General features: G+C 73.2%; 20 protein-coding genes. 7 read left to right on the forward strand and 13 right to left on the reverse strand.

Annotated features, from left to right (window positions below):
- Positions 1-30 precede the first annotated feature (30 nt).
- Positions 31-705 carry a LuxR C-terminal-related transcriptional regulator gene (locus tag Pdca_RS28425; protein WP_085912664.1) on the reverse strand — a complete coding sequence of 225 codons (675 nt, stop codon included), beginning with the start codon at positions 703-705 and terminating at the stop codon, positions 31-33.
- A complete protein-coding gene (locus Pdca_RS28430; protein ID WP_232021255.1) occupies positions 702-2,117 on the reverse strand; it encodes an ATP-binding protein in 1,416 nt (471 codons plus the stop codon). The genes Pdca_RS28425 and Pdca_RS28430 overlap by 4 nt, the downstream gene beginning before the upstream one ends.
- 108 nt (positions 2,118-2,225) lie before the next feature.
- On the opposite strand from Pdca_RS28430, the gene Pdca_RS28435 reads away from it, so the two are divergent.
- Positions 2,226-3,533, forward strand: a complete 1,308-nt coding sequence (locus Pdca_RS28435; protein ID WP_158092137.1) for a PspC domain-containing protein — start codon at positions 2,226-2,228, stop codon at positions 3,531-3,533.
- Positions 3,526-3,753, forward strand: coding sequence for a hypothetical protein (locus Pdca_RS28440; protein ID WP_085912662.1), 228 nt, complete (start codon positions 3,526-3,528; stop codon positions 3,751-3,753). Before Pdca_RS28435 ends, Pdca_RS28440 begins: the two co-directional genes overlap by 8 nt.
- Before the next feature lie 144 nt (positions 3,754-3,897).
- Here Pdca_RS28440 and guaA read toward each other — a convergent pair whose 3' ends face one another.
- Together guaA and Pdca_RS28450 are read right to left on the reverse strand one after the other, a co-directional pair.
- A complete protein-coding gene (gene guaA, locus Pdca_RS28445) occupies positions 3,898-5,460 on the reverse strand; it encodes a glutamine-hydrolyzing GMP synthase (RefSeq protein ID WP_085912661.1) in 1,563 nt (520 codons plus the stop codon).
- Positions 5,461-5,599: 139 nt separating this feature from the next.
- Positions 5,600-6,361, reverse strand: a complete 762-nt coding sequence (locus Pdca_RS28450) for a TetR/AcrR family transcriptional regulator (RefSeq protein ID WP_232021256.1) — start codon at positions 6,359-6,361, stop codon at positions 5,600-5,602.
- 80 nt (positions 6,362-6,441) lie between these two features.
- On the opposite strand from Pdca_RS28450, the gene Pdca_RS28455 reads away from it, so the two are divergent.
- Both Pdca_RS28455 and Pdca_RS28460 read left to right on the forward strand, forming a co-directional pair.
- A complete protein-coding gene (locus Pdca_RS28455; protein ID WP_085912660.1) occupies positions 6,442-7,443 on the forward strand; it encodes an ABC transporter ATP-binding protein in 1,002 nt (333 codons plus the stop codon).
- Positions 7,444-7,445: 2 nt separating this feature from the next.
- Positions 7,446-8,240 carry an ABC transporter permease gene (locus tag Pdca_RS28460; protein ID WP_085912659.1) on the forward strand — a complete coding sequence of 265 codons (795 nt, stop codon included), beginning with the start codon at positions 7,446-7,448 and terminating at the stop codon, positions 8,238-8,240.
- A gap of 7 nt (positions 8,241-8,247) precedes the next feature.
- Here Pdca_RS28460 and Pdca_RS28465 read toward each other — a convergent pair whose 3' ends face one another.
- Positions 8,248-8,682, reverse strand: a complete 435-nt coding sequence (locus tag Pdca_RS28465) for a TroA family protein (RefSeq protein WP_125911601.1) — start codon at positions 8,680-8,682, stop codon at positions 8,248-8,250.
- Between the two features lie 99 nt (positions 8,683-8,781).
- On the opposite strand from Pdca_RS28465, the gene Pdca_RS28470 reads away from it, so the two are divergent.
- Positions 8,782-9,279 (forward strand): FBP domain-containing protein, encoded by a 498-nt coding sequence (locus Pdca_RS28470; RefSeq protein ID WP_085912657.1) that lies wholly within the window; start codon positions 8,782-8,784, stop codon positions 9,277-9,279.
- A gap of 21 nt (positions 9,280-9,300) precedes the next feature.
- Here Pdca_RS28470 and Pdca_RS28475 read toward each other — a convergent pair whose 3' ends face one another.
- On the reverse strand, positions 9,301-10,425 hold the full coding sequence (locus Pdca_RS28475; RefSeq protein WP_085912709.1) for a GuaB3 family IMP dehydrogenase-related protein: 1,125 nt from the start codon (positions 10,423-10,425) through the stop codon (positions 9,301-9,303).
- A gap of 34 nt (positions 10,426-10,459) precedes the next feature.
- Positions 10,460-11,971: an IMP dehydrogenase gene (guaB, locus tag Pdca_RS28480; protein ID WP_085912656.1), complete on the reverse strand. Its 1,512-nt coding sequence runs from the start codon at positions 11,969-11,971 to the stop codon at positions 10,460-10,462.
- Positions 11,972-12,093: 122 nt separating this feature from the next.
- On the opposite strand from guaB, the gene Pdca_RS28485 reads away from it, so the two are divergent.
- Positions 12,094-12,504: a DUF5319 domain-containing protein gene (locus Pdca_RS28485; RefSeq protein WP_158092136.1), complete on the forward strand. Its 411-nt coding sequence runs from the start codon at positions 12,094-12,096 to the stop codon at positions 12,502-12,504.
- A gap of 86 nt (positions 12,505-12,590) precedes the next feature.
- Here the strand turns inward: Pdca_RS28485 and Pdca_RS28490 are convergent, their stop codons facing one another.
- The 4 genes from Pdca_RS28490 to Pdca_RS28505 all read right to left on the reverse strand — a co-directional run bounded on the left by Pdca_RS28490 (position 12,591) and on the right by Pdca_RS28505 (position 17,118).
- Complete coding sequence (locus Pdca_RS28490; RefSeq protein ID WP_085912654.1) at positions 12,591-13,814, reverse strand: anti-sigma-D factor RsdA; 1,224 nt, start codon at positions 13,812-13,814, stop codon at positions 12,591-12,593.
- The gene (locus Pdca_RS28495) at positions 13,807-14,382 is read right to left on the reverse strand and encodes a sigma-70 family RNA polymerase sigma factor (protein WP_085912653.1); all 576 of its coding nucleotides are present in this window, start codon (positions 14,380-14,382) and stop codon (positions 13,807-13,809) included. Before Pdca_RS28495 ends, Pdca_RS28490 begins: the two co-directional genes overlap by 8 nt.
- An 816-nt stretch (positions 14,383-15,198) precedes the next feature.
- Positions 15,199-15,795: a response regulator transcription factor gene (locus Pdca_RS28500; RefSeq protein WP_010225624.1), complete on the reverse strand. Its 597-nt coding sequence runs from the start codon at positions 15,793-15,795 to the stop codon at positions 15,199-15,201.
- A gap of 201 nt (positions 15,796-15,996) precedes the next feature.
- The gene (locus tag Pdca_RS28505; RefSeq protein ID WP_085912652.1) at positions 15,997-17,118 is read right to left on the reverse strand and encodes a hypothetical protein; all 1,122 of its coding nucleotides are present in this window, start codon (positions 17,116-17,118) and stop codon (positions 15,997-15,999) included.
- An 87-nt stretch (positions 17,119-17,205) separates the two neighbouring features.
- Between Pdca_RS28505 and Pdca_RS28510 the strand changes: the two genes are divergently transcribed.
- The gene (locus tag Pdca_RS28510) at positions 17,206-17,538 is read left to right on the forward strand and encodes a WhiB family transcriptional regulator (RefSeq protein ID WP_085912651.1); all 333 of its coding nucleotides are present in this window, start codon (positions 17,206-17,208) and stop codon (positions 17,536-17,538) included.
- 100 nt (positions 17,539-17,638) lie between these two features.
- On the opposite strand, the gene groL is transcribed toward Pdca_RS28510, so the two are convergent.
- Positions 17,639-19,261 (reverse strand): chaperonin GroEL, encoded by a 1,623-nt coding sequence (gene groL, locus Pdca_RS28515; RefSeq protein WP_085912650.1) that lies wholly within the window; start codon positions 19,259-19,261, stop codon positions 17,639-17,641.
- A 106-nt stretch (positions 19,262-19,367) separates the two neighbouring features.
- Positions 19,368-19,658: a co-chaperone GroES gene (groES, locus tag Pdca_RS28520; protein WP_010225616.1), complete on the reverse strand. Its 291-nt coding sequence runs from the start codon at positions 19,656-19,658 to the stop codon at positions 19,368-19,370.
- Between the last annotated feature and the right edge of the window lie 55 nt (positions 19,659-19,713).

A 19,713-nucleotide genomic window follows, 5' to 3' on the forward strand; every position in this document is an offset into this window, starting at 1 on the left:
CCGGACCACACGGTCCGGGGCCGGCCGCCGTCATACCAGTCTGCGGTCGGTCGCCCAGCGGGACAGCTCGTGCCGGTTCGACGTCTGGGTCTTGCGCAGCACGCTGGACACGTGCGTCTCGACCGTCTTCACCGAGATGAACAGCTCCCCGGCGATCTCCTTGTACGCGTAGCCCCTGGCCAGCAGGCGCAGCACGTCCCGCTCACGCTTCGTGAGCTGGTCGACCTCCGGATCGACCGGCGGCGCGGCGCCGGGACGGTCGGAGAAGGCGTCCAGCACGAACCCGGCCAGCCGCGGCGAGAAGACCGCGTCCCCGACCCGTACCCGGCGCACCGCGTCCGACAGGTCCCGGCCGGAGATCGTCTTGGTGACGTAGCCACGGGCACCGGCGCGGATCACGCTGATGACGTCCTCGGCCGCGTCGGACACCGACAGCGCCAGGAACACCGACTCGGTGCCCGCCGCCCGGGCCCGGCGCAGGATCTCCGCGCCGCCGCCGCCGGGCAGGTGCACGTCGAGCAGCACGACGTCCGGGGCCAGGTGCCCGACGCCGGCGACGGCCTCGTCCACCGAGCCCGCCTCACCGATCACCTCCACCACCGGCGTCCGGCCGTCGCCGCGATCCAGCTCGGCGCGCACCCCGGACCGGAACAGTGCGTGGTCGTCGACCAGGTAGACCCGGATCGAACCGCTGTCCTCGCTCATGCCGTCTCCTTCTCCCCCAGCGGCATCGACAGCCGCACCTCCGTGCCCTCGCCCGCGCCGGTGCGGATCCGGACCGTACCGCCGTGTCGTCGCATCCGTTCGTGCACCGAGTCGGCGAGACCGTGCCGGTCGCCGTCCACCGCGTCCGGGTCGAAGCCGTGCCCGCGGTCCCGGACGAACACCTCAGCGGTGCCGGGCTCGTCGTCGTCACCCGGTTCGACCTCGACGTAGACGTCCACCTCGGAGCAGCCGGAGTGCTTGGCCGAGTTCACCATCGCCTCGCGCGCCGCGAGCACCAGTGCGCGCAGGTCGCCGTTCAGCTCGGCGTCGCCGACCACGACCGGCCCGACCGTGACGGCGTAGGTGTCCTCGACCTCGCCGGCCACCCGGGTGATCGCCGCGGACAGTGTCGTCTCGGTCGCCGCGGCGCTGCCGTCGCCACCGCGGGCGCGACCGCCCGGCCCGTACAGCCAGGCCCGCAGCTCCCGCTCCTGGCCGCGGGCCAGCCGCTGCACCTCGCGGGAGTTGCCGGCCTGCCGCTGGATCAGGGCCAGCGTCTGCAGCACCGAGTCGTGCAGGTGTGCCGCGATCTCCACCCGCTCCGCCTCGACGGCGCGGGCCTGCCGCTCCTCCCCGAGATCACGGACCAGCCGCAGCCACCAGGGCACGGTCAGCACCGCGACGCCGAGCAGCGTGGCGACCGCGGCCAGGATCCCGAACCGGACCTGACCGAGATCGAGGTTCCCGACCAGGAACACCGCCAGCCCGGTCAGAACCAGGCTCGCGCCGAGCAGCGTGCGCAGCAGCGCCGCCCGCCCGCCGACGACCCGGCTGCGGGCGTCGCGCGCCCATCGCCTGCGCTGCGCCTCGTCGGCCTCCCGCCAGACGACGGCCGCACCCACCGTGGCGAGCCCGAGCGGCCCGGCGATCCAGCCGAGCACCGAGGCGCCGGACGTGGCCGCGACCAGGGACAGCCCGAGCCCGAGGGCCAGCAGTCCGGCCGCCTGCAGCCGTTCGGAACGGGTGACCGTGCGCTCGACCGGATCCTCCTCCTGCCGGACGAACGTCCAGAGCAGGCCGTAGGCCAGTACCCCGGCCCAGCCGAGGAAGGTCAGGACGACGAACGCCGCCCGCACCCACCGCACGTCCACACCGACGTGGTCGGCGACCCCGCCCGAGACGCCGCCGAGCAGCCGTCCGGTGCGCCGCCGCGTGAGCGGGGCCGCGAACCGTGCGGTCGCGGCCGCGGGGCCGTGGGCCGGGGTGCCGGGCACCGGGGCGCCGGCCGGGGCCGGCTCCGTCCCGCCCGGTTCCCGGGGCGGCCCCGGATGCACCCCGGCGGCGGGCGCCGCGTCAGGTGTGCGCACGGCGGCCTCGGGCGGGCTCGCGGTGCGCGGGTTCGGGCTGTTCACCCGTCCATCGTCACACGACTCGGCCCCCCGGCCCTCCGGTCCGGATCCGGGGTCGACTCGGGGTTGTCCCGGAGACACCGGGATCGGCGGCCGGGCAGAGTGACCGTCATGAGCGGATCGGGGGCCCCTGGGACGGGGGTGCAGGGCGCAGACACCCTGCGCGACATGTGGGAGTCACGGCCGCTGCGGCCGCGCGACGACCGGAAACTGGCCGGGGTCGCCGCGGCGCTGGCCCGTCGCTACGAGCTGGATCCGACGCTGGTGCGGGTCGGCTTCGTCGTCGCGACGATCGTCGGGCCGGGGTTGCCGATGTACCTCGCCGGGTGCGCGGTGCTTCCGGACGCGGGGCGGCCGGGGGGTCCGCCACCGCAGCGTGGATCGACGTCGGTGCTGGCCGCGGTGCTGCTGACGATCGCGGCCCTGCTGGCGATCCCGCTGGTGATGCCGATGGACCGGCTGATCGCCACCATCGTCACCCTGGCGCTGCTGGTCGGGGTGCACGTGACCCGCGGGGCGCGTCCCGGTGGCCGGGCCGCCGCGCTCACCCCGACCCCGCCGGTGCCCTGGGCGACACCGGGTGCGACGACAGCGCAACTTCCTGGGCAGGTTCCCGGACAGTTCCCCGGGCAGCCCGCCGGGGCGCCGGGCGCGCAGCCCGGACCGCAGGCCGCGCCCGTCGAGCCGGCGCGCACGCCACCGAAGTGGGATCCGCTGGGTGTCGCACCGTTCGCCTGGGACCTGCCCGAGCCGGGCCCGGAACCCGCGCCGCCGCCGCGGCCGCGCTCCAAGCTGACCCCGGTGACCCTCGCGGTGGCACTGGTCGCCGCGGGCATGGTCGGGGTCGTGGTGCTGGCCGCGCCCGGCGCGCTGCCCCCGTCGGCCGTGCCCGGGGCCGCGCTGGCCGTCGTCGGGATCGGGCTGCTGATGGGCGCGTTCCGGCGGGCCGGACGCTGGTTGATCCCGTTCGCGGTGCTGCTCGCGCTGACGACCTGGCTGGCGACCCTGCTGAACGGGGCGCTGGGGCCGGACGGCTGGGCGGTCCGCGGCGGGATGGGCCCCATCGTGGACGCCCCGGTGACGGCGGCCCAGCTGGCACCGGAGTACCGGCGCGGCACCGGCAGCATCGATCTGGACTTGACCCGGCTCGATCTCACCGCCACGCCCGGCGCCGACGGCCCGGTGCGCACCCGGGCCGAGGTGGGGGCGGGAGCGGTGACGGTCCGCGTCCCCGCGGACGCCGATCTCGTCGTCCGCGGTTCCACCGGATGGGGCGACGTGACCGTCGACGGGCAGTCCCGGGCGGGGCAGGACGCCCGGCTCGACGTGACCGATCCCGGGCCGGACGGCCCCGGTGGACGGGTACTGGAACTCGACCTGCGGGCCGAGATGGGAGCGGTGGAGGTGCAGCGTGGCTGAGCGGTGTGAGACCGGCCAGGACGGAAGGCGGACCCGGCCGGACGCGGTCGCCCTGATCGCGGGGCTGCTGTCGCTGCTGGTCGCCGCGGCGGGGATCACCGGGACGGGCCCGTGGGAGGTCATCGACATCCGCTGGCTGCTCGCCGGGACCGCCGTCGTGGCCGGGATCGCATTCCTGGTCGCGAGCGTGCGTAACTCCCGGGCGACCGCGGACGACTAAGGGGAGACGACGGGTGTCGGCGGGCTGGGGAGCGCTGCCGACGTCCGTTCCGCCCGCGAGGTCGCGGCTCCGACGGGGGTCGAGCGCCGCTGGACCCGGGCGGGCCGGGGCGGGACCGGTTCACCGGTCCCGCCCCGCATCACGTCATTCCCACTCGATGGTGCCCGGGGGCTTGCTCGTCACGTCGATGACGACCCGGTTCACCTCGGACACCTCGTTGGTGATCCGGGTGGAGATCCGCTCGACGACCTCGTAGGGCAGCCGGGTCCAGTCCGCGGTCATCGCGTCCTCGGAGCTGACCGGGCGGAGCACGATCGGGTGCCCGTAGGTGCGGCCGTCGCCCTGTACCCCGACGCTGCGGACGTCGGCCAGCAGCACCACCGGGCACTGCCAGATCTCGCGGTCCAGCCCGGCGGCGGTCAGCTCCTCGCGGGCGATCGCGTCGGCGGCACGCAGCGTCTCCAGCCGGTCGCGGGTGACCTCGCCGATGATCCGGATGCCCAGGCCGGGGCCGGGGAAGGGCTGGCGGCCCACGATCACCTCGGGCAGCCCGAGCTCGGCGCCGACGCTGCGGACCTCGTCCTTGAACAGCGCGCGCAGCGGTTCGACCAGGTCGAACTCGATGTCGTCGGGCAGTCCGCCGACGTTGTGGTGGCTCTTGATCACCGCTGTGTTGTTCCCGGAGCCGTCCACCCCTCCCGACTCGACGACGTCCGGGTAGAGGGTGCCCTGCACCAGGAAGCCGACGTGGTGGTCGGCGACCACCTCTGCCGTGGCCGTCTCGAAGACCCGGATGAACTCCCGGCCGATGATCTTGCGCTTCTGCTCCGGATCGGTGACCCCGGCCAGCGCGCCGAGGAACCGGTCGGCGGCCTCGGCGACGTGCAGCGTCGCGCCGGTGGCGGCCACGAAGTCCTTCTCGACCTGCTCGCGCTCCCCGGACCGCATCAGCCCGTGGTCGACGAACACGCAGGTCAGCCGGTCCCCGATGGCCCGCTGGACGAGCGCGGCGGCGACGGCGGAGTCGACCCCGCCGGACAGCCCGCAGATCGCGCGGCCGTCGCCGACCTGGGCCCGGATCGCCTCGACGGTCTCGTCGATGATCGACGCCGTCGTCCAGCCCGGGGTGATGCCGGCGACGTCGTGCAGGAACCGGCGCAGCACCTCCTGGCCGTGCGGCGAGTGCCCGACCTCCGGGTGGTACTGCACACCGGCCAGCCGGCGCTCGGTGTCCTCGAAGGCGGCGACCGCGACCCGGTCGGTGGACGCGGTGACGGTGAAGCCCTCCGGCGCCGCGGTCACCGAGTCGCCGTGGCTCATCCACACCGGGTGCGTGCGGGGCAGGCCCTCGTGCAGCGTGCCGGGGGTGCCGGTCAGCGTGACCTCGGTGCGGCCGTACTCACGGGTGCCGTCGGGGGCGACCTCCCCGCCGAGCGCACGGGCCATCGCCTGGAAGCCGTAGCACATGCCGAACACCGGGATGCCGGCCTCGAACAGCGCCGGATCGAGCGCCGGGGCGCCTTCGGCGTACACGCTCGCCGGGCCGCCGGAGAGGATCACGGCGGCGGGTTCGCGGGCGACGATCTCGGACACGGGCGTGGTCGCCGGGACGATCTCGGAGTACACGTCGGCTTCCCGCACCCGCCGGGCGATGAGCTGCGCGTACTGGGCGCCGTAGTCCACGACGAGGACGGTCGGGGTCTGCACCCGACCAGGGTAACGACGCGACACGCGTCACCCGGCGGCCGTACCGTCCCGGCCCGTGACGATCACGCCGGAGCAACTGCTCGCGGGGCCACGGCAGACCCGGAGTTCCACCGGGCGGCGCGAGCGCAACGGCCCTCGGTCAGCGGGAACCGGCTGACTCCTCCGCCAGCCGCCCGATCCCGTCCAGGATCAGCTCCAGACCGAACCCCCAGTCCGCGTCCGGGTTGTCGTCGTCGAACCCGCCGGCGTTCCAGAGCGTCAGCATCGAGGGGAACCGCTCCTCGCTGAAGTAGGTTCCCCAGAACCCGGCCCGGGCCGAGTAGTGGTCGCCCTGGGTGACCCCGGTCCGCGACGCGACCCTGGTGTCGGTGATCTCGGCCCGGGCGGCACCGAACACGTGCGACTCGATCAGCCCCGCCGAACGGACCACGGTGACCGCGTCCAGCCCGGTCAGCAGGATCACCCGGTAGAGGTCCTCCTGGACGTCGAGCACGTGCGGCCCCAGCGGCATCCGCCAGAGGTTGGAGCTGATCAGCCAGGGATGCGCGCGGTACATCCGCCAGGCCTCGTGCGCGTGGAACGCGGCCTGCTCGCGCCACGGCAGGGCCCGGTCCGGGAACTCCCGCATCCGCCACGCCCGGTCCACCATCAGCTCGAACAGCTCGTCCCGGCCGGGGACGTAGGTGTAGAGGCTCATCGTGCCGACGCCCAGCTCCTGGGCGACCTTGCGCATCGAGAGGTCGTCCACCGAGCGGGCGGCCACCGCCATCCCGGCGTCGACGACCTGCTCCAGGGTCAGTCGCTGGCGCGGCCCGCGGCGGGGGGCGGGCGGCGGGTCCCAGAGCAGCTCGATCATCGCCTGCCCGGCCGGGGTTCCCGCGGGTGGCTCGTCGTCGGTCACGAATTCTCCCTGGCGTGGTCCTTCCGTACGGCGTACTTTAGCCAGCCCATACTCAGTACAGCGTACGATGAAAGGATCCTGTGATTCACACCGAATCGCTGACCCGGCACTTCCGGGTCGGCCAGGTGCAGGTCGAGGCCGTTCGCGGTATCGATCTCGACGTCGGCGCCGGGGAGCTCGTCGCCTTCCTCGGGCCGAACGGGGCGGGCAAGTCGACCACGCTGCGGATGCTCACCAGCCTGCTGCCGCCCACCTCGGGGCGGGCCGAGGTCGCCGGCGTCGACGTCGCGGCGCACCCGGCCGAGGTCCGCCGCCGGATCGGCTACATCGGGCAGAAGGACGGCGCCGGGCACAACTACCGGGTGCACGACGAACTGCTCATGCAGGGCCGCTTCTACGGGATGAGCCGCGCCGAGAGCACCGCGAGCGCGGAGCGCCTGATGCACACCCTCGATCTGCGGCCACTGGCCATGCGCAAGGTCGGGTCGCTCTCCGGCGGGCAGAAGCGCCGCCTCGACATCGCACTCGGGCTGATCCACGCGCCGCGGCTGCTGTTCCTCGACGAGCCCTCCACCGGGATGGACCCGCAGAACCGGGCGAACCTGTGGGAGCACATCATGCGGATCCGCGCCGACCACGGCACCACCATCGTGCTGACCACCCATTACCTCGACGAGGCCGACGCGATGGCCGAGCGGGTCGTGATCATCGACCACGGCCGGGTGATCGCCGACGACACCGCCGAGCGGCTGAAGAGCGAGCAGGCCGGTGACCGGCTGACCGTCACCGTCGCCGCCGGGGACGTCCCGGCCGCACGCGCGGTCCTCGCCGACGCGATCGTCCCGGCGCTCACCGGAGCACCCGGCCCGCCCGGCCCCGTCGCGGAGGTCGAGGAACGGAGCGTGCCGGACGGGCACGCCCTGACCGTCGGCGTCGCCGCCGCGGCACGCGAGCTGCCCGCCGTGCTCGGACGGCTGCGCGACGCCGGGATCGATGTCCGCGCCGCCGAGTCCCGCCGGCCCACCCTCGACGACGTCTTCCTGCGCCTGACCGGCCGCAGCCTGCGTGACGGGGAGGCCTGACGATGAGCATCACCACGGCCGGGCCACGGGCCACCGGCGTGCTCACCGACGTCGGCAACGTCTGGTGGCGGGAGACCCTGACCATCGTGCGGGACCCGTTCTCGCTGATCTTCTCGATGCTGCAGCCGCTGGTCTTCCTCGGACTGTTCGGGCCGCTGCTGGCCGGCGTCGCCGGGGACACCGGCGTGTTCGGCGAGTCGTCGCTGCAGTGGTTCCTGCCCGGCGTCGTCGTCATGATCGCGATGTTCGGCACGTCGATGACCGGGGCGAACCTGCAGTTCGAGATCATGACCGGGGCCTTCGAGCGGATGCTCGCGACCCCGCTGGCCCGCTCGTCGCTGATGATCGGCCGGGCGTTGAAGGAACTGACCCCGCTGGTCGTCCAGGCGGCGATCGTCACCCTGGTCGCAGTGCCGTTCGGGTTCGTGCTGTACCCGCTGCACGTGCTGGCCGGGCTGCTGATCCTGGGGATCTTCGGGATCGGCGTCGGCGCGCTGTCCTACGCACTGGCGATCGCCGCCCGGAAGACCGAGTGGATCTTCTGGGCGGTGCAGCAGTCGGTGCTGTTCCCGCTGCTGATCCTGTCCGGGATGATGCTGCCGCTGGAGACCGGGCCGGCTTGGATGCGGGTCGCGTCGCTGGTCAACCCGCTCACCTGGATCGTGGACGCCGAGCGGGTGCTGTTCGCCGGCACGTTCGCCGATCCGGTGGTGCTGTGGGGCCTGCTCGCCGCGCTGGCGACCGCCGCGGTCGGCCTGACCGTCGGGGTCCGATCGATGCAGGGAGCCTCCGCCTGACGAGCGCTCAGTCCTCGTGCCGCCCGCGCGAGCGGTGCGGGGGCGGGTTCACCGCACCGAGCAGTGCGCGCAGGTCGGCGGCGGTCGCGGCGCGGCGGGCCAGGTCCACCGCGACGACCGGCGCGGCCTGCCGCAGCCGGCCCAGCACCGCGGGATCGGCGAGATCGTGCCGTCCGTCGCTGAGCCCGGTGACGATCGCGTCCGGCCGCAGCGCCGCGACGGCCTGCGGATCGGGCGCGCGCTCGGCACCGACCGGCTCGGCGCCGTCGAGGGGCCCGGCGCAGCCGATCACCCGGGCACCCAGCTCCACCAGCAGCGCTCCGACCTCGGGATCCGTCGCCACGACCCGCTGCACCGGCCCGCGCAGCGGCACCGGGGTGCCGGTGGCGTCGACGAACGCCCGGCCACCACCCATGGCAGCTCCGGCGGTGGGTCGGCTCATCGGGTCCTCCTCGACCTGCGGGACAACGCTGCGACCATCATGCACCGGCGCCGGAACCCGTTCGACCGGTAGCCGGTCCGGCGCCTAGCGTTGCCGATCGTGAGCGTCCCCGCCGAGACCCGGATCCGCCGGGCCATGACCAACTGCTCCAAGGGCGAGGCGAGCCGGATGACCCTGCCGGCCTGGGTCCGCGACCTCGATCCCGATCATCTCGACGACGTGCACGGCTGGCGGGACCCGAAGGCACCGGAACGGGCCGTGCTACTGGTCCCGACCGACCACGGACCGGCCGGGATCATGCTCCGCACGGCCACCGGGACCGCCCGCACCGCTGCGATGTGCGCGCTCTGCCGGACCACCCACTCGGTCGGCGGGGTCGCGCTGTTCGCCGCGCCGCGCCAAGGCGCGGCGGGCCGGCACGGCGACACCGTCGGCACCTACATCTGCGCCGATCTCGGCTGCGCCCGGCACGTGCGGGTGGAGCACCCGACGGCGGCCCTGCGCCCCGCCCCCGGGACCACCACCGACGAGCGCCGGATCGGGTTGCGGGAGCGGGCGGTGGAGTTCGTCGGCGCCGTCACCGGCAGCCGGGCGTGAACCTGGCGGCCGGACCCTGCCTCAGGTGCGCAGGTTCAGCCCGACCCGCTGGAACTCCTTGAGGTCCGAGTAGCCGGTCTTGGCCATCGCCCGGCGCAGCGCACCGAACAGGTTGGTCGTGCCGTACGGACTGTCGGTCGGGCCGAACAGCACCTGCTCCAGCGCCCGCCCGGACCGGCCCAGGCCGGTCACCTCGGAGCGCGGCAGCGACGGGTGCGCCGCCGACGACGTCCAGTAGAGGCCCCCGGCCGGCGCCTCGGTGGCCTCGGCGAGCTGCTCGCCGAGCATCACCGCGTCCGCACCACAGGCCACGGCGCGGGCGATGTCGCCGGAGGTGCCGATGCCGCCGTCGGCGATCACGTGCACGTACCGGCCGCCGGTCTCGTCCAGGTAGTCACGGCGGGCCGCGGCGGCGTCGACGATCGCGGTCGCCATCGGCACGCCCACCCCCAGCACCTCGTCGGTGGTGGTGGCGGTCGACTGCCCGTACCCGACGATCACGCCGGCCGCGCCGGTGCGCATCAGGTGCAGCGCGGTGCGGTAGTCGCCGACCCCGCCGGCGACGACCGGGACGTCCAGGTCGGCGATGAAGTCCTTCAGGTTCAGCGGCTCGCCGTCGGAGACGTGCTCGGCCGAGACGATGGTGCCCTGCACCACGAGCAGCTCGACACCGGCGGCGAGCAGCGCCGGGGTCAGCTCACGGGCCCGCTGCGGGCTGACCCGGGCGGCGACCGTGTGCGAGCCGTCGCGCAGCGGGCGCAACGCCTCCGCGATCAGGTCCGGCTGGATCGGCGCCTGGTGCAGCTCCTGCAGCAGCGCCAGCGCCGTGTCCGGCTCGTCGCCGGTCGCGGCCTCCACCACCCTGGCCAGTGCGCCCTCGGCGTCACCGTGCCGGGCCCAGAGGCCCTCGGCGTTCAGCACCGCCAGCCCACCCAGCTCGCTGACCCGCACCGCCGACGACGGCGAGACCACCGCGTCGGTCGGGTGGGTCACCAGCGGGATGTCGAACCGGTAGGCGTCCAACTGCCAGGCCGTCGACACCGCCTTCGAGCTGCGGGTCCGCCGCGACGGCACGATCTCGATCTGGCCGAGGTCGTAGGCACGACGGGCCTCCCGGCCCATCCCGATCTCCACGAGGTCACGCACGAGCACACCCTAAGCGGCGTCCTCGCGGCGCGGTCTAGCGGGCGGCGTAGTTCGGCGCCTCGACGGTCATCGTGATGTCGTGCGGGTGGCTCTCCTTCAGCCCGGCCGCGGTGATCCGGACCAGGCGTGCCTGCTGCAGCTCCGGGATCGTCTGCGCGCCGACGTAGCCCATGCCCGAGCGCAGACCGCCGCCCAGCTGGTGCACCACCGACGACAGCGGCCCGCGGAACGGGATCCGCCCCTCGATGCCCTCCGGGACCAGCTTGTCCTCGCTGAGCACGTCGTCCTGCGCGTAGCGGTCCTTGGAGTAGGAGCGCCCGGCCGCGCCGGCCCGCCCCTGCATCGCGCCCAGCGATCCCATCCCGCGGTAGGTCTTGAACTGCTTGCCGCCCACCAGGACGACCTCACCCGGCGACTCCGCGGTACCCGCGAGCAACGAGCCGAGCATCACCGTCGACGCACCGGCCGCGATCGCCTTGGCGACGTCACCCGAGTACTGGATACCGCCGTCGCCGATCACCGGGACGCCCGCCGGGGCGCAGGCCCTGGTGGCCTCGTAGATCGCGGTGATCTGCGGCGCACCGACACCGGCGACGACCCGGGTCGTGCAGATCGAGCCCGGCCCCACACCGACCTTGACGGCGTCCGCCCCGGCCTCGACGAGCGCCAGCGCACCCTCGTAGGTGGCGACGTTCCCGCCGACGACGTCGACCTGGTCGCCGACCTCGGCGCGCAGCTTCGCGACGGTCTCCAGCACCCGCCGGGAGTGCCCGTGCGCGGTGTCGACCATCAGCACGTCCACGCCGGCCTCGACCAGCAGCATGGCGCGCGCGTAGGCGTCGTCACCGACACCGACCGCCGCGGCGACCACGAGCCGCCCGTCCGGGTCCTTGGTGGCCAGCGGGTACTGCTCGGTCTTGTTGAAGTCCTTGATCGTGATGAGGCCGCGCAGCACGTCGTCGCCGTCGACGATCGGCAGCTTCTCCAGCTTGTGCCTGCGCAGCAGCCCGAGGGCCGCCTCCGCCGTCACCCCGACCTTCGCCGTCACCAGCGGTGCCCTGGTCATCACCTCGGCGACCGACCGCTCCTGGTCGACCTCGTAGCGCATGTCCCGGTTGGTGATGATGCCGACGAGCTTGCCGCCCTCGCCGGTCACCGGTACCCCGGAGATCCGGAACTTGGCGCACAGCGCGTCGACGTCGGCCAGCGTCGCGTCGGGCGAACAGGTCACCGGATCGGTGACCATGCCGGCCTCGGACCGCTTGACCACCTCCGCCTGGGCCGCCTGGGCCTCCGGGGACAGGTTGCGGTGCAGCACTCCCAGCCCACCGGCCCGGGCCATGGCGATGGCCATCCGGGATTCGGTGACGGTGTCCATCGGGGACGACACCAGCGGAACCTGGACCCGGACGCGCCGGGTGACCTGGCTCGAGGTGTCGGCGGCGCTGGGCACCACATCCGACTCGGCAGGGAGCAGCAGGACGTCGTCGAACGTCAGGCCGAGCATCGCGAACTTGTCGGGCAGGCCGCCGATCTCGCTCGTCATCTCCAGGAGGCTCCTTGCAGTCACGGCTACCGCGGCGGGCGCCCGCCGCGCCGTTGCCATCGTACGTCCACCATTGCGGGGTGGGCCGGGGCCCGGCCCTGTGCCCCGGTACCGTGTACAGCGTGTCACCAGAGGCGCTGCCACCGGACCCGTTCGCCGGAGACCCGGATGACCCTGCGCGCTCCATGGGGGCGCTGGACGATCACGCCGAGATCACCGGATCGGTCTCCGGTGACCCCGATGGCCCACCGCTGACCGAGGCCGACCGAGGCGAGATCCTTGCCGATCTCGCCGATCTCGCCGTCTACCAGGCGCTGCTGTCCGGCCGTGGGGTCCGGGGCATCGTCGTCGACTGCGCCGACTGCGGTGAGCAGCACTTCCACGAGTGGAACCTGCTGCGCGCGAGCCTGCAGCAGCTGCTCGACGAGGGCCGGATGCGGCCGCACGAGCCGGCCTACGATCCCGATCCCGCGCACTACGTCACCTGGGAGTACTGCCGCGGGTACGCGGACGCGACGCTCGCCGACGACTGAGGCGTACGCCGCACAGCGACCTGCAGCACACAGACGAAGGGCGGGCCCCGCGGGGGCCCGCCCTCTGTCGTTCGTCGCCGTGCCGCTCAGTTGGGACTGCTGCTGACCGCCCCGGTCGCGGTGGACGACGCCGGCTCGTCCGGGTCGGTGCTGCCCTCACCGGAGGCCGTCGGCCGGGTCGACGACGTGGTGGTCGTCGGATCGGCCGAGCCCTCGGTCGTCGGCGACGGCTCCGTCGGATCCGGTCGCGTCGTCGCGGACGGGTCGGGCGTGTCCCCCTCCGGGCCGGACAGCACCCGGGGATCGGTCGATCCACTGGGATCGGCCGGGCCGGAGCTGCCCTCACCACCGGTGGTGCCACCACCCGGGCTGGTCGGCCCCGGCGGCGGGGAGGGCTGCTGCGGCCGCGCCGGCACGTCGGGATCCGGACGACCCTCCGACACCGGCGGCGGCGGAGCCGGCGTGCCGTCGCGCAGCGGCGACCGCGGATCGGTCGGGGTGCCGGGCGGCGTCTCGGCGACCTTCGCGGTCAGGAACCGGTTCTGCTGCTCGAAGTAGGTCTGGTCGTCCGGGCCGACCTTGTCGACCAGCGGGCCGAGCGAGGCCAGATCCTGCTGGGCACCCACCGTGTCACCGACCGCGAGCTTCGCGTTGACCCGCTCGATGCCCTGCCGCAGGTCGGACGCGGCCTGCACCTGCTCGGCGCGTTCGCTGTAGAGCACCTTCGAGACGCCCCAGAGCGTGTCGCCCGGCACCGCCTCGTGCGCACTGATCGAGACGACGGCGAGCGCACAGGCGGCCACCGCCGCGGCGGCGACCAACGGGCGCAGGAAGGAGACCTTCCGCGACGGCTTCGCCGGCTGCAGCATCTCGACGGCCTCGTCGGTGCCGACGAGCTCCGGGACCGGTTCGCGATCGACCTCGTCCTTCCAGGACGACAGCATCGCGACCAGCCGGTCGTCGACGTCGTAACCCTGGCGGCCGGGGCCGGACAGGCCGAGCCCCGAGGACAGCGCGTTGATCAGCTCGTCGTCGGCCTGCAGCTCGACCAGGTCGACCGGCCCCTCGTCGTCGAGCTCGGCGAACCGCCTGCCGACCGGCTGCGGGGCGGGGTGCCCGTTGTGGCCGGAGGGATGGGTGTAGCCGTAACCATTGGGGCCGTTGGAGCCGTCGGGGCCGTTCGGGCCACCGTGGCGGCCCGTGCGCGGCTCGCCGAAGCGGCCGCGGGTCACCGGTGCCGGCGGTCGCTCCCAGCCGTCCCCGGACGGCGGAGGCGAGCCCGGACCGACCGGACCCTGGTCGTCACGCATCCCGGACCACCTCCTCACTCATGATCTTCCGCAGCCGGGTCAGTGCCCGGTGCTGTGCCACCCGGACGGCGCCCGGTGTGGAGTCGACGGCCGCCGCGGTCTCCTCCGCGGACAACCCCACGACCACCCGCAACACGATGATCTCCCGATGTTTCTCCGGGAGGACCTCCAGCAGCCTGGACATCTCCTCGGACAGTTCCACCTGAAGGGCTTTGCTCTCCGGACCGTCCGCGACCTCGATCCGGTCCGGCACGTCCGCGACGGGCTCGGACCGGTTCCGGGATGCGGCACGGTGCGCGTCGATCACCTTGTGCGACGCGATGCCGTAGACGAAAGCGAGGAACGGGCGGCCCTGCACCCGGTACCCCGGCAACGCCGTCAGCACTGCAACACACACCTCCTGGGCGACATCGTCCGCCGAGACGGACCCTCGGTCGGTCCCCAGTCGGGCGCGGCAGTAGCGCACGACGAGGGGCCGAATCATGGTGAGAACGCGCTCGACCGCGGAGCGATCGCCGGCCATGGCCGCTTCGATCCACTCGTCGGGTACGTCTCTTGATTCACTCATCGTGGGGAACCGCCCAGGCGTTACGAGACTCCGTCAGTGTCATCCGATCGTGGAGGCAACCCGCCTCAGAACACGCGGGGGCCACAATCCGCCCACCGTATCCGAGCGCGGTACGCCCGCGGGAGTTGCTCCACACGGAGTCAGACGATCGTGCGGAGTGTCGGGTTGCGCGGCGTGTCGGGTGCACGCGGTCATCAGCCGGGCACGGTCGGCGAACGGTCCGTCCGGGCCGCACCGCGGCGCTCCGCGTCGCCCGCGGCGATATCAAGGACCCGGACACCGAGGACGGACCGCCCGGCGCCGGTGCTGACCGGCTCGGCGCTGTGAGGGTCGAACGACCTCGTGCGGATGTGTAACACCGGAGACGCGAGAGACGAGAGTGAAGCAGGAGCAACGAGGTGACACTTCCCGGCGCGGGGACGACCGCTCATCGGCAGGTGCTCGACGGGGACTCCCAGAAGCTCAGCAGAAGCTCGACGGGAAGTCCGCAGGAGCTCAGCGGAACTCCGCGGCAGCTCAGCTGGAACGTGACGGGAGCGCTGTCACCCGCGGCAGGAGCAGCGCGGCGGGCTCGGCATGCGGGTCCGGTCGCGGGGAGCACGACCGGTGCCGCTGGCCCGGAGCTGCGGGCCGCGCGGGGTGCGCGATGCGCACTGTGCCGGACCGCGGGGGTCGGCCCGGCTCGACAGGCACATCCGGTGTCGCGCCGGTGGTGCGGCGCCGACCGGATGTCGCGGGCGTGCCGGATCGGGACTCCGGAGGCGCCACGCAAGGATGCGGTGGAGGGCTCTGCTCTCAGCAGACCGGACCGCGTTGTTAGGAGACCAGACCGCGACGGAAGCCGTGTGCGACGGCCTGAGCCCGGTCCCGGACACCCAGCTTGCGGAACAGCCGCCGCGCGTGGGTCTTCACGGTGTCCTCGGACAGGTAGAGCTCGCGGCCGATCTGGCCGTTGCTCTTGCCCTGGCTCATCCCGCGCAGCACCTGCAGCTCGCGCTCGGTGAGCTGGACACCCGGGTCGGTCGGCACCCGCGGGGTCGGCACCGAGGTGCTGGCCAGAGTGTGCGCGAGCGCGGCGACCAGCTCGGGACGCGAGGCGTCCCAACGCAGGTAGCCACGGGCCCCGCCGGCGATCGCGGCGGCGATGCTGCCCGCGTCGTCCGGAGCACCGAACACGATGACGTTCGCCTGCGGGTGCGCCGCGACGAGACGCCGGGTGGCCTCCACGCCGGTGGGGACCGCGCGCTGCGTCCCGACCAGGACGACGTCGACGGACTGGCGGGCGTAGCGGGCGAGGAGCTCGTCCCCGTGGGCCACGCAGTCGATGCGCTGGACCCCGGGGACCGCGGACATGACGCGAGTCAATCCCTCGCGGACGCTGCGACGATCGTCGCAGATGAGTACCGTCGTCACGACGATTCCTTCCTGCAGCTTCCTGCAGCCGGGTGATATTCACCCTCCGAATCGGCGGGTGACCCTCTCACCTTGACACGGTCGGGGCGAATTTGTTGCCTCCGTTCGGAACCTCGCCCCGCCTGGATCAGCGTCATGTGGGTGAAGGGTCGCCGAATGGAGTAGTCCATACGGTACATCCTCCGAGCCCACTTGCGGGCACTACTCCCGCAGCAGGTCCCGCCCAGGGCGGTCACTTCGCGTATATAAGACGCTCACCGTGCGCAACACCGCACTTCGGCGACCCTCCGCATCCGTTTGGCGACTACGCGTATCGAATCGTGACGCTCCGGCGTGTCGTGCCCTGGCGTCCGCAGGACGAAGGCCGTCCGGCATCGCCCGATCGGCCGTGCGGTGTCCGGTACGTGTACGGCCGGCTCCCGCGGACGGACCATCGCCCGGTCCGGATGGCGGCCGCAGCCCCGTACGGACCGCGAGATCGTCGCCGGCGAGCAACGCGGGCCGGTGCAGCGGCAGCAGACCGCTCTCCCACGCCGCCGCCGCGACGGCATCCAGCTCGGCGAGCACCTCGGCCGGGTCCTCGCCCGCGACCCCCGCGGCCACCGCACGGACCAGGCGGCTCTTGAGGACGTGCCGGGCCGAACCGAGCAGCCGGGCGCCGGACAACGCCCGCCCGGCCGCCTCGAGTGCCGCGGCCGGGTCGCCGGCGACCAGCGCGGTCTCGGCCACCACCCAGTCGTGCCGCACCCGGCTCCGGTGACCGTGCCCACCGCACCACGGCGCGGCCCGGGCGAGCAGGCCGCCGGCGGTGCGGGTGTCGAATCGGCCGAGCGCGTCCGCCGCGAGCCCGGTGAGCGCGTCGGCCACGGCGGCACCGGCACCGAGCCCCCACGGATCCGGCACGTCGCGGGCTAGGCATACCGACTCCCGGCCGACCAACTCCGGGCCGACGAGTTCCGTGCCGACAGGTTCCGCCCCGAGGAGCTCCGTGCCGGCGACTACCGTGCGCAGCGCCCGGCCGTCGAGCGCCGCCGCGGCGCCGTGCCCACCCAGCTGCCGCAGGTGCGACGCCCGGGTGACGATCGCGTGCGCCCGCAGATCCGGCCCGGCCTCCGGTGAGCCGGACAGCGGTTCGAGGATCGCCGCGGCGGCGGCGTAGTACCCGAGCCCGCCGAATGCCACCCCGGCCGCCCAGCGCCGCAACGGATCCGACCGGTCGGCCGCGGCGGCGGCAGCGGCAGCAGGGGCAGTGGCCGGACCGGCGAGCAGGCCCAGCACGTCCGCGGCCGGGACGGCACCCGGGCCCGACGTCCGGACGTGCACAATCGTTCACCTCGAATCAGGTTTGCGCCTGCCCGACCCAGGGAATCTGGACCTCAACAGGTCCGAGGTCAAAGGCAGGTGACGAACATGGCGGACATCCGGAGGCTTCCCGGCCCGGTCGCCGACATCTACGACTGGCAGATGGAGGGAGCCTGCCGGGGGATGGACAGCGCGTTCTTCTTCCATCCCGAGGGTGAGCGCGGTCCCGCGCGCGCCCGGCGCGAGGCGCGCGCCAAGCAGGTCTGCCAGGAGTGCCCGGTGCTCGCACAGTGCCGGGAGCACGCGCTGAACGTGCACGAGCCGTACGGCATCTGGGGCGGATTGTCCGAGTCCGAGCGTGACACGATCATCCGTGGCCCGCGCCGCACGCTCAAGGTCGCCGATCCGCAGCCGATCGAGAAGACGCTGGGCTCCGCCTGAGCGATCCGGACGCCGGTTCCGCGTCCCTGCCACGACACGAACGAGGGCGGGTGGTCGATTCGACCGCCCGCCCTCGTTCGTGTGTTGCCCAGCTCCGGGACTAGTGCCCGTGCCCGTGGCCGTGACCACCGGCGGCGGCCGGCGGCTCCTCGGCGGGCTTGTCCACCACGGCGCTCTCGGTGGTCAGCACCATGCGCGCGATGGAGGACGCGTTCTCCACCGCCGACCGGACCACCTTGACCGGGTCGATGACCCCGTCGGCGATCAGGTCGCTGTAGCTGCGGGTGGCCGAGTTGTACCCGGTCCCCCAGCCCTTCTCCGCGACCCGGGACACCACGATGGCGCCCTCGTCGCCGCCGTTCTCGGCGATCCAGTGCAGCGGCGCCGACAGCGCCTTGCGGACGATCGCGACACCGGTCGCGGCGTCACCGGTCAGGCCGAGGCCGCCGTCGAGCTCCGCGGCGACGTGCACCAGCGCGGAACCGCCACCGGGGACGATGCCCTCCTCGACCGCCGCCCGGGTCGCCGCGACGGCGTCCTCGATGCGGTGCTTGCGCTCCTTGAGCGCGGTCTCGGTGGCCGCGCCGGCGCGGATGACCGCGACGCCGCCGGAGAGCTTGGCCAGGCGCTCCTGGAGCTTCTCCTTGTCCCAGTCCGAGTCGGACTCCTCGATCTCGCGCTTGAGCAGCGCGACCCGGGACTCGACGTCGGCCTTCTCGCCGCCGCCCTCGACGATCGTGGTGTTGTCCTTGGTGACCACGACGCGCCGGGCCCGGCCCAGCAGCTCCAGACCGGCCTCGTTCAGCTTGAGACCGACCTCGGGGTTGATGACCTGACCGCCGGTGGCGATCGCCAGGTCGTCCATGAACGCCTTGCGCCGGTCACCGAAGAACGGCGACTTCACCGCGGCGACCTTGACGGTCTTGCGGATGGAGTTCACGACCAGGGTCGAGAGCGCCTCGCCCTCGACGTCCTCGGCGATGATCAGCAGCGGCCGGCCCTCGCCGAGCACCTTCTCCAGCAGCGGGAGCAGGTCCTGGATGGACCCGATCTTGTCCCGGTGCAGCAGGATGTACGGGTCGTCGAGCGCCGCCTCCATGGACTCGGAGTCGGTCACGAAGTACGGCGACAGGTAACCCTTGTCGAACTGCAGACCCTCGGTGATCTCCAGCTCGGTCGAGAGGGTGGAGCCCTCCTCGACGGTGATGACGCCGTCGTTGCCGACGGTCTGGATCGCCTGGGCGATCAGGTCGCCGATCTCCTGCTCACGGGAGGCGATGGCGCCGACCTGGGCGATGTGGCTGCCCGCGTCGACCGGGGTCGCCTTGGAGAGCAGGACGTCGGACACCTTCTGCGCGGCGGCCGCGATGCCCTGGCCGAGCGCGAACGGGGCGGCGCCCGCCGCGACGTTGCGCAGGCCCTCCTTCACCAGCGCCTGCGCGAGCACGGTGGCGGTGGTGGTGCCGTCGCCCGCGACGTCGTTCGTCTTGGTCGCGACGGTCTTGGCCAGCTGGGCCCCGAGGTTCTCGAAGGGGTCCTCGAGGTCGACCTCGCGGGCGATGGTCACGCCGTCGTTGGTGACGGTCGGACCACCGAACTTCTTGTCGATGACGACATGCCGGCCGCGCGGGCCGAGCGTCACCTTCACCGCGTCGGCGAGCTGATTCACGCCACGCTCGAGTGCGCGACGGGTCTCCTCGTCGAAGCTGATCTGCTTCGCCATCTGTCTACTCTCAACCTCTCGTCATGGGGGAGAAAAACGACCGCCCCGGCCGGGCCACCCCTCGGAGTGGACCCGCCGGGGCGGTGCGTTCACGAGATGCTCGGCGTCAGTTGACGACGGCCAGCACGTCGCGGGCGGAGAGGATCAGGTACTCCTCGCCGTTGTACTTGACCTCGGTGCCGCCGTACTTCGAGTAGATGACGACGTCGCCGACCGCCACGTCGAGCGGGACGCGGTTCCCGTTGTCGTCCACCCGACCCGGGCCGACGGCCAGGACCTTGCCCTCCTGGGGCTTCTCCTTGGCGGTGTCCGGGATGACGATGCCGGAGGCGGTGGTGGTCTCCGCCTCGCTGGCCTGGACGACGATCTTGTCCTCGAGCGGCTTGATGTTCGCCACGACGATGACCTCCCCTTCCTGGGGTGAATCGGGTGTCACGGGTATGTCCGGTGTC

The sequence above is a fragment of the Pseudonocardia autotrophica genome, from assembly GCF_003945385.1.
In the GTDB taxonomy this organism is placed as follows: Bacteria; Actinomycetota; Actinomycetes; order Mycobacteriales; family Pseudonocardiaceae; genus Pseudonocardia; species Pseudonocardia autotrophica.

Coding starts and splice junctions, on each gene's coding strand:
- guaB (WP_085912656.1), bottom strand. CDS start 11,971: ATGACGAGCGAGATCGGCGGCCTGCCCGACAAGTTCGCGATGCTCGGC.
- Pdca_RS28460 (WP_085912659.1), top strand. CDS start 7,446: ATGAGCATCACCACGGCCGGGCCACGGGCCACCGGCGTGCTCACCGAC.
- groL (WP_085912650.1), bottom strand. CDS start 19,261: ATGGCGAAGCAGATCAGCTTCGACGAGGAGACCCGTCGCGCACTCGAG.
- Pdca_RS28425 (WP_085912664.1), bottom strand. CDS start 705: ATGAGCGAGGACAGCGGTTCGATCCGGGTCTACCTGGTCGACGACCAC.
- Pdca_RS28490 (WP_085912654.1), bottom strand. CDS start 13,814: ATGCGTGACGACCAGGGTCCGGTCGGTCCGGGCTCGCCTCCGCCGTCC.
- Pdca_RS28435 (WP_158092137.1), top strand. CDS start 2,226: ATGAGCGGATCGGGGGCCCCTGGGACGGGGGTGCAGGGCGCAGACACC.
- Pdca_RS28510 (WP_085912651.1), top strand. CDS start 17,206: ATGGCGGACATCCGGAGGCTTCCCGGCCCGGTCGCCGACATCTACGAC.
- Pdca_RS28465 (WP_125911601.1), bottom strand. CDS start 8,682: ATGAGCCGACCCACCGCCGGAGCTGCCATGGGTGGTGGCCGGGCGTTC.
- Pdca_RS28495 (WP_085912653.1), bottom strand. CDS start 14,382: ATGAGTGAATCAAGAGACGTACCCGACGAGTGGATCGAAGCGGCCATG.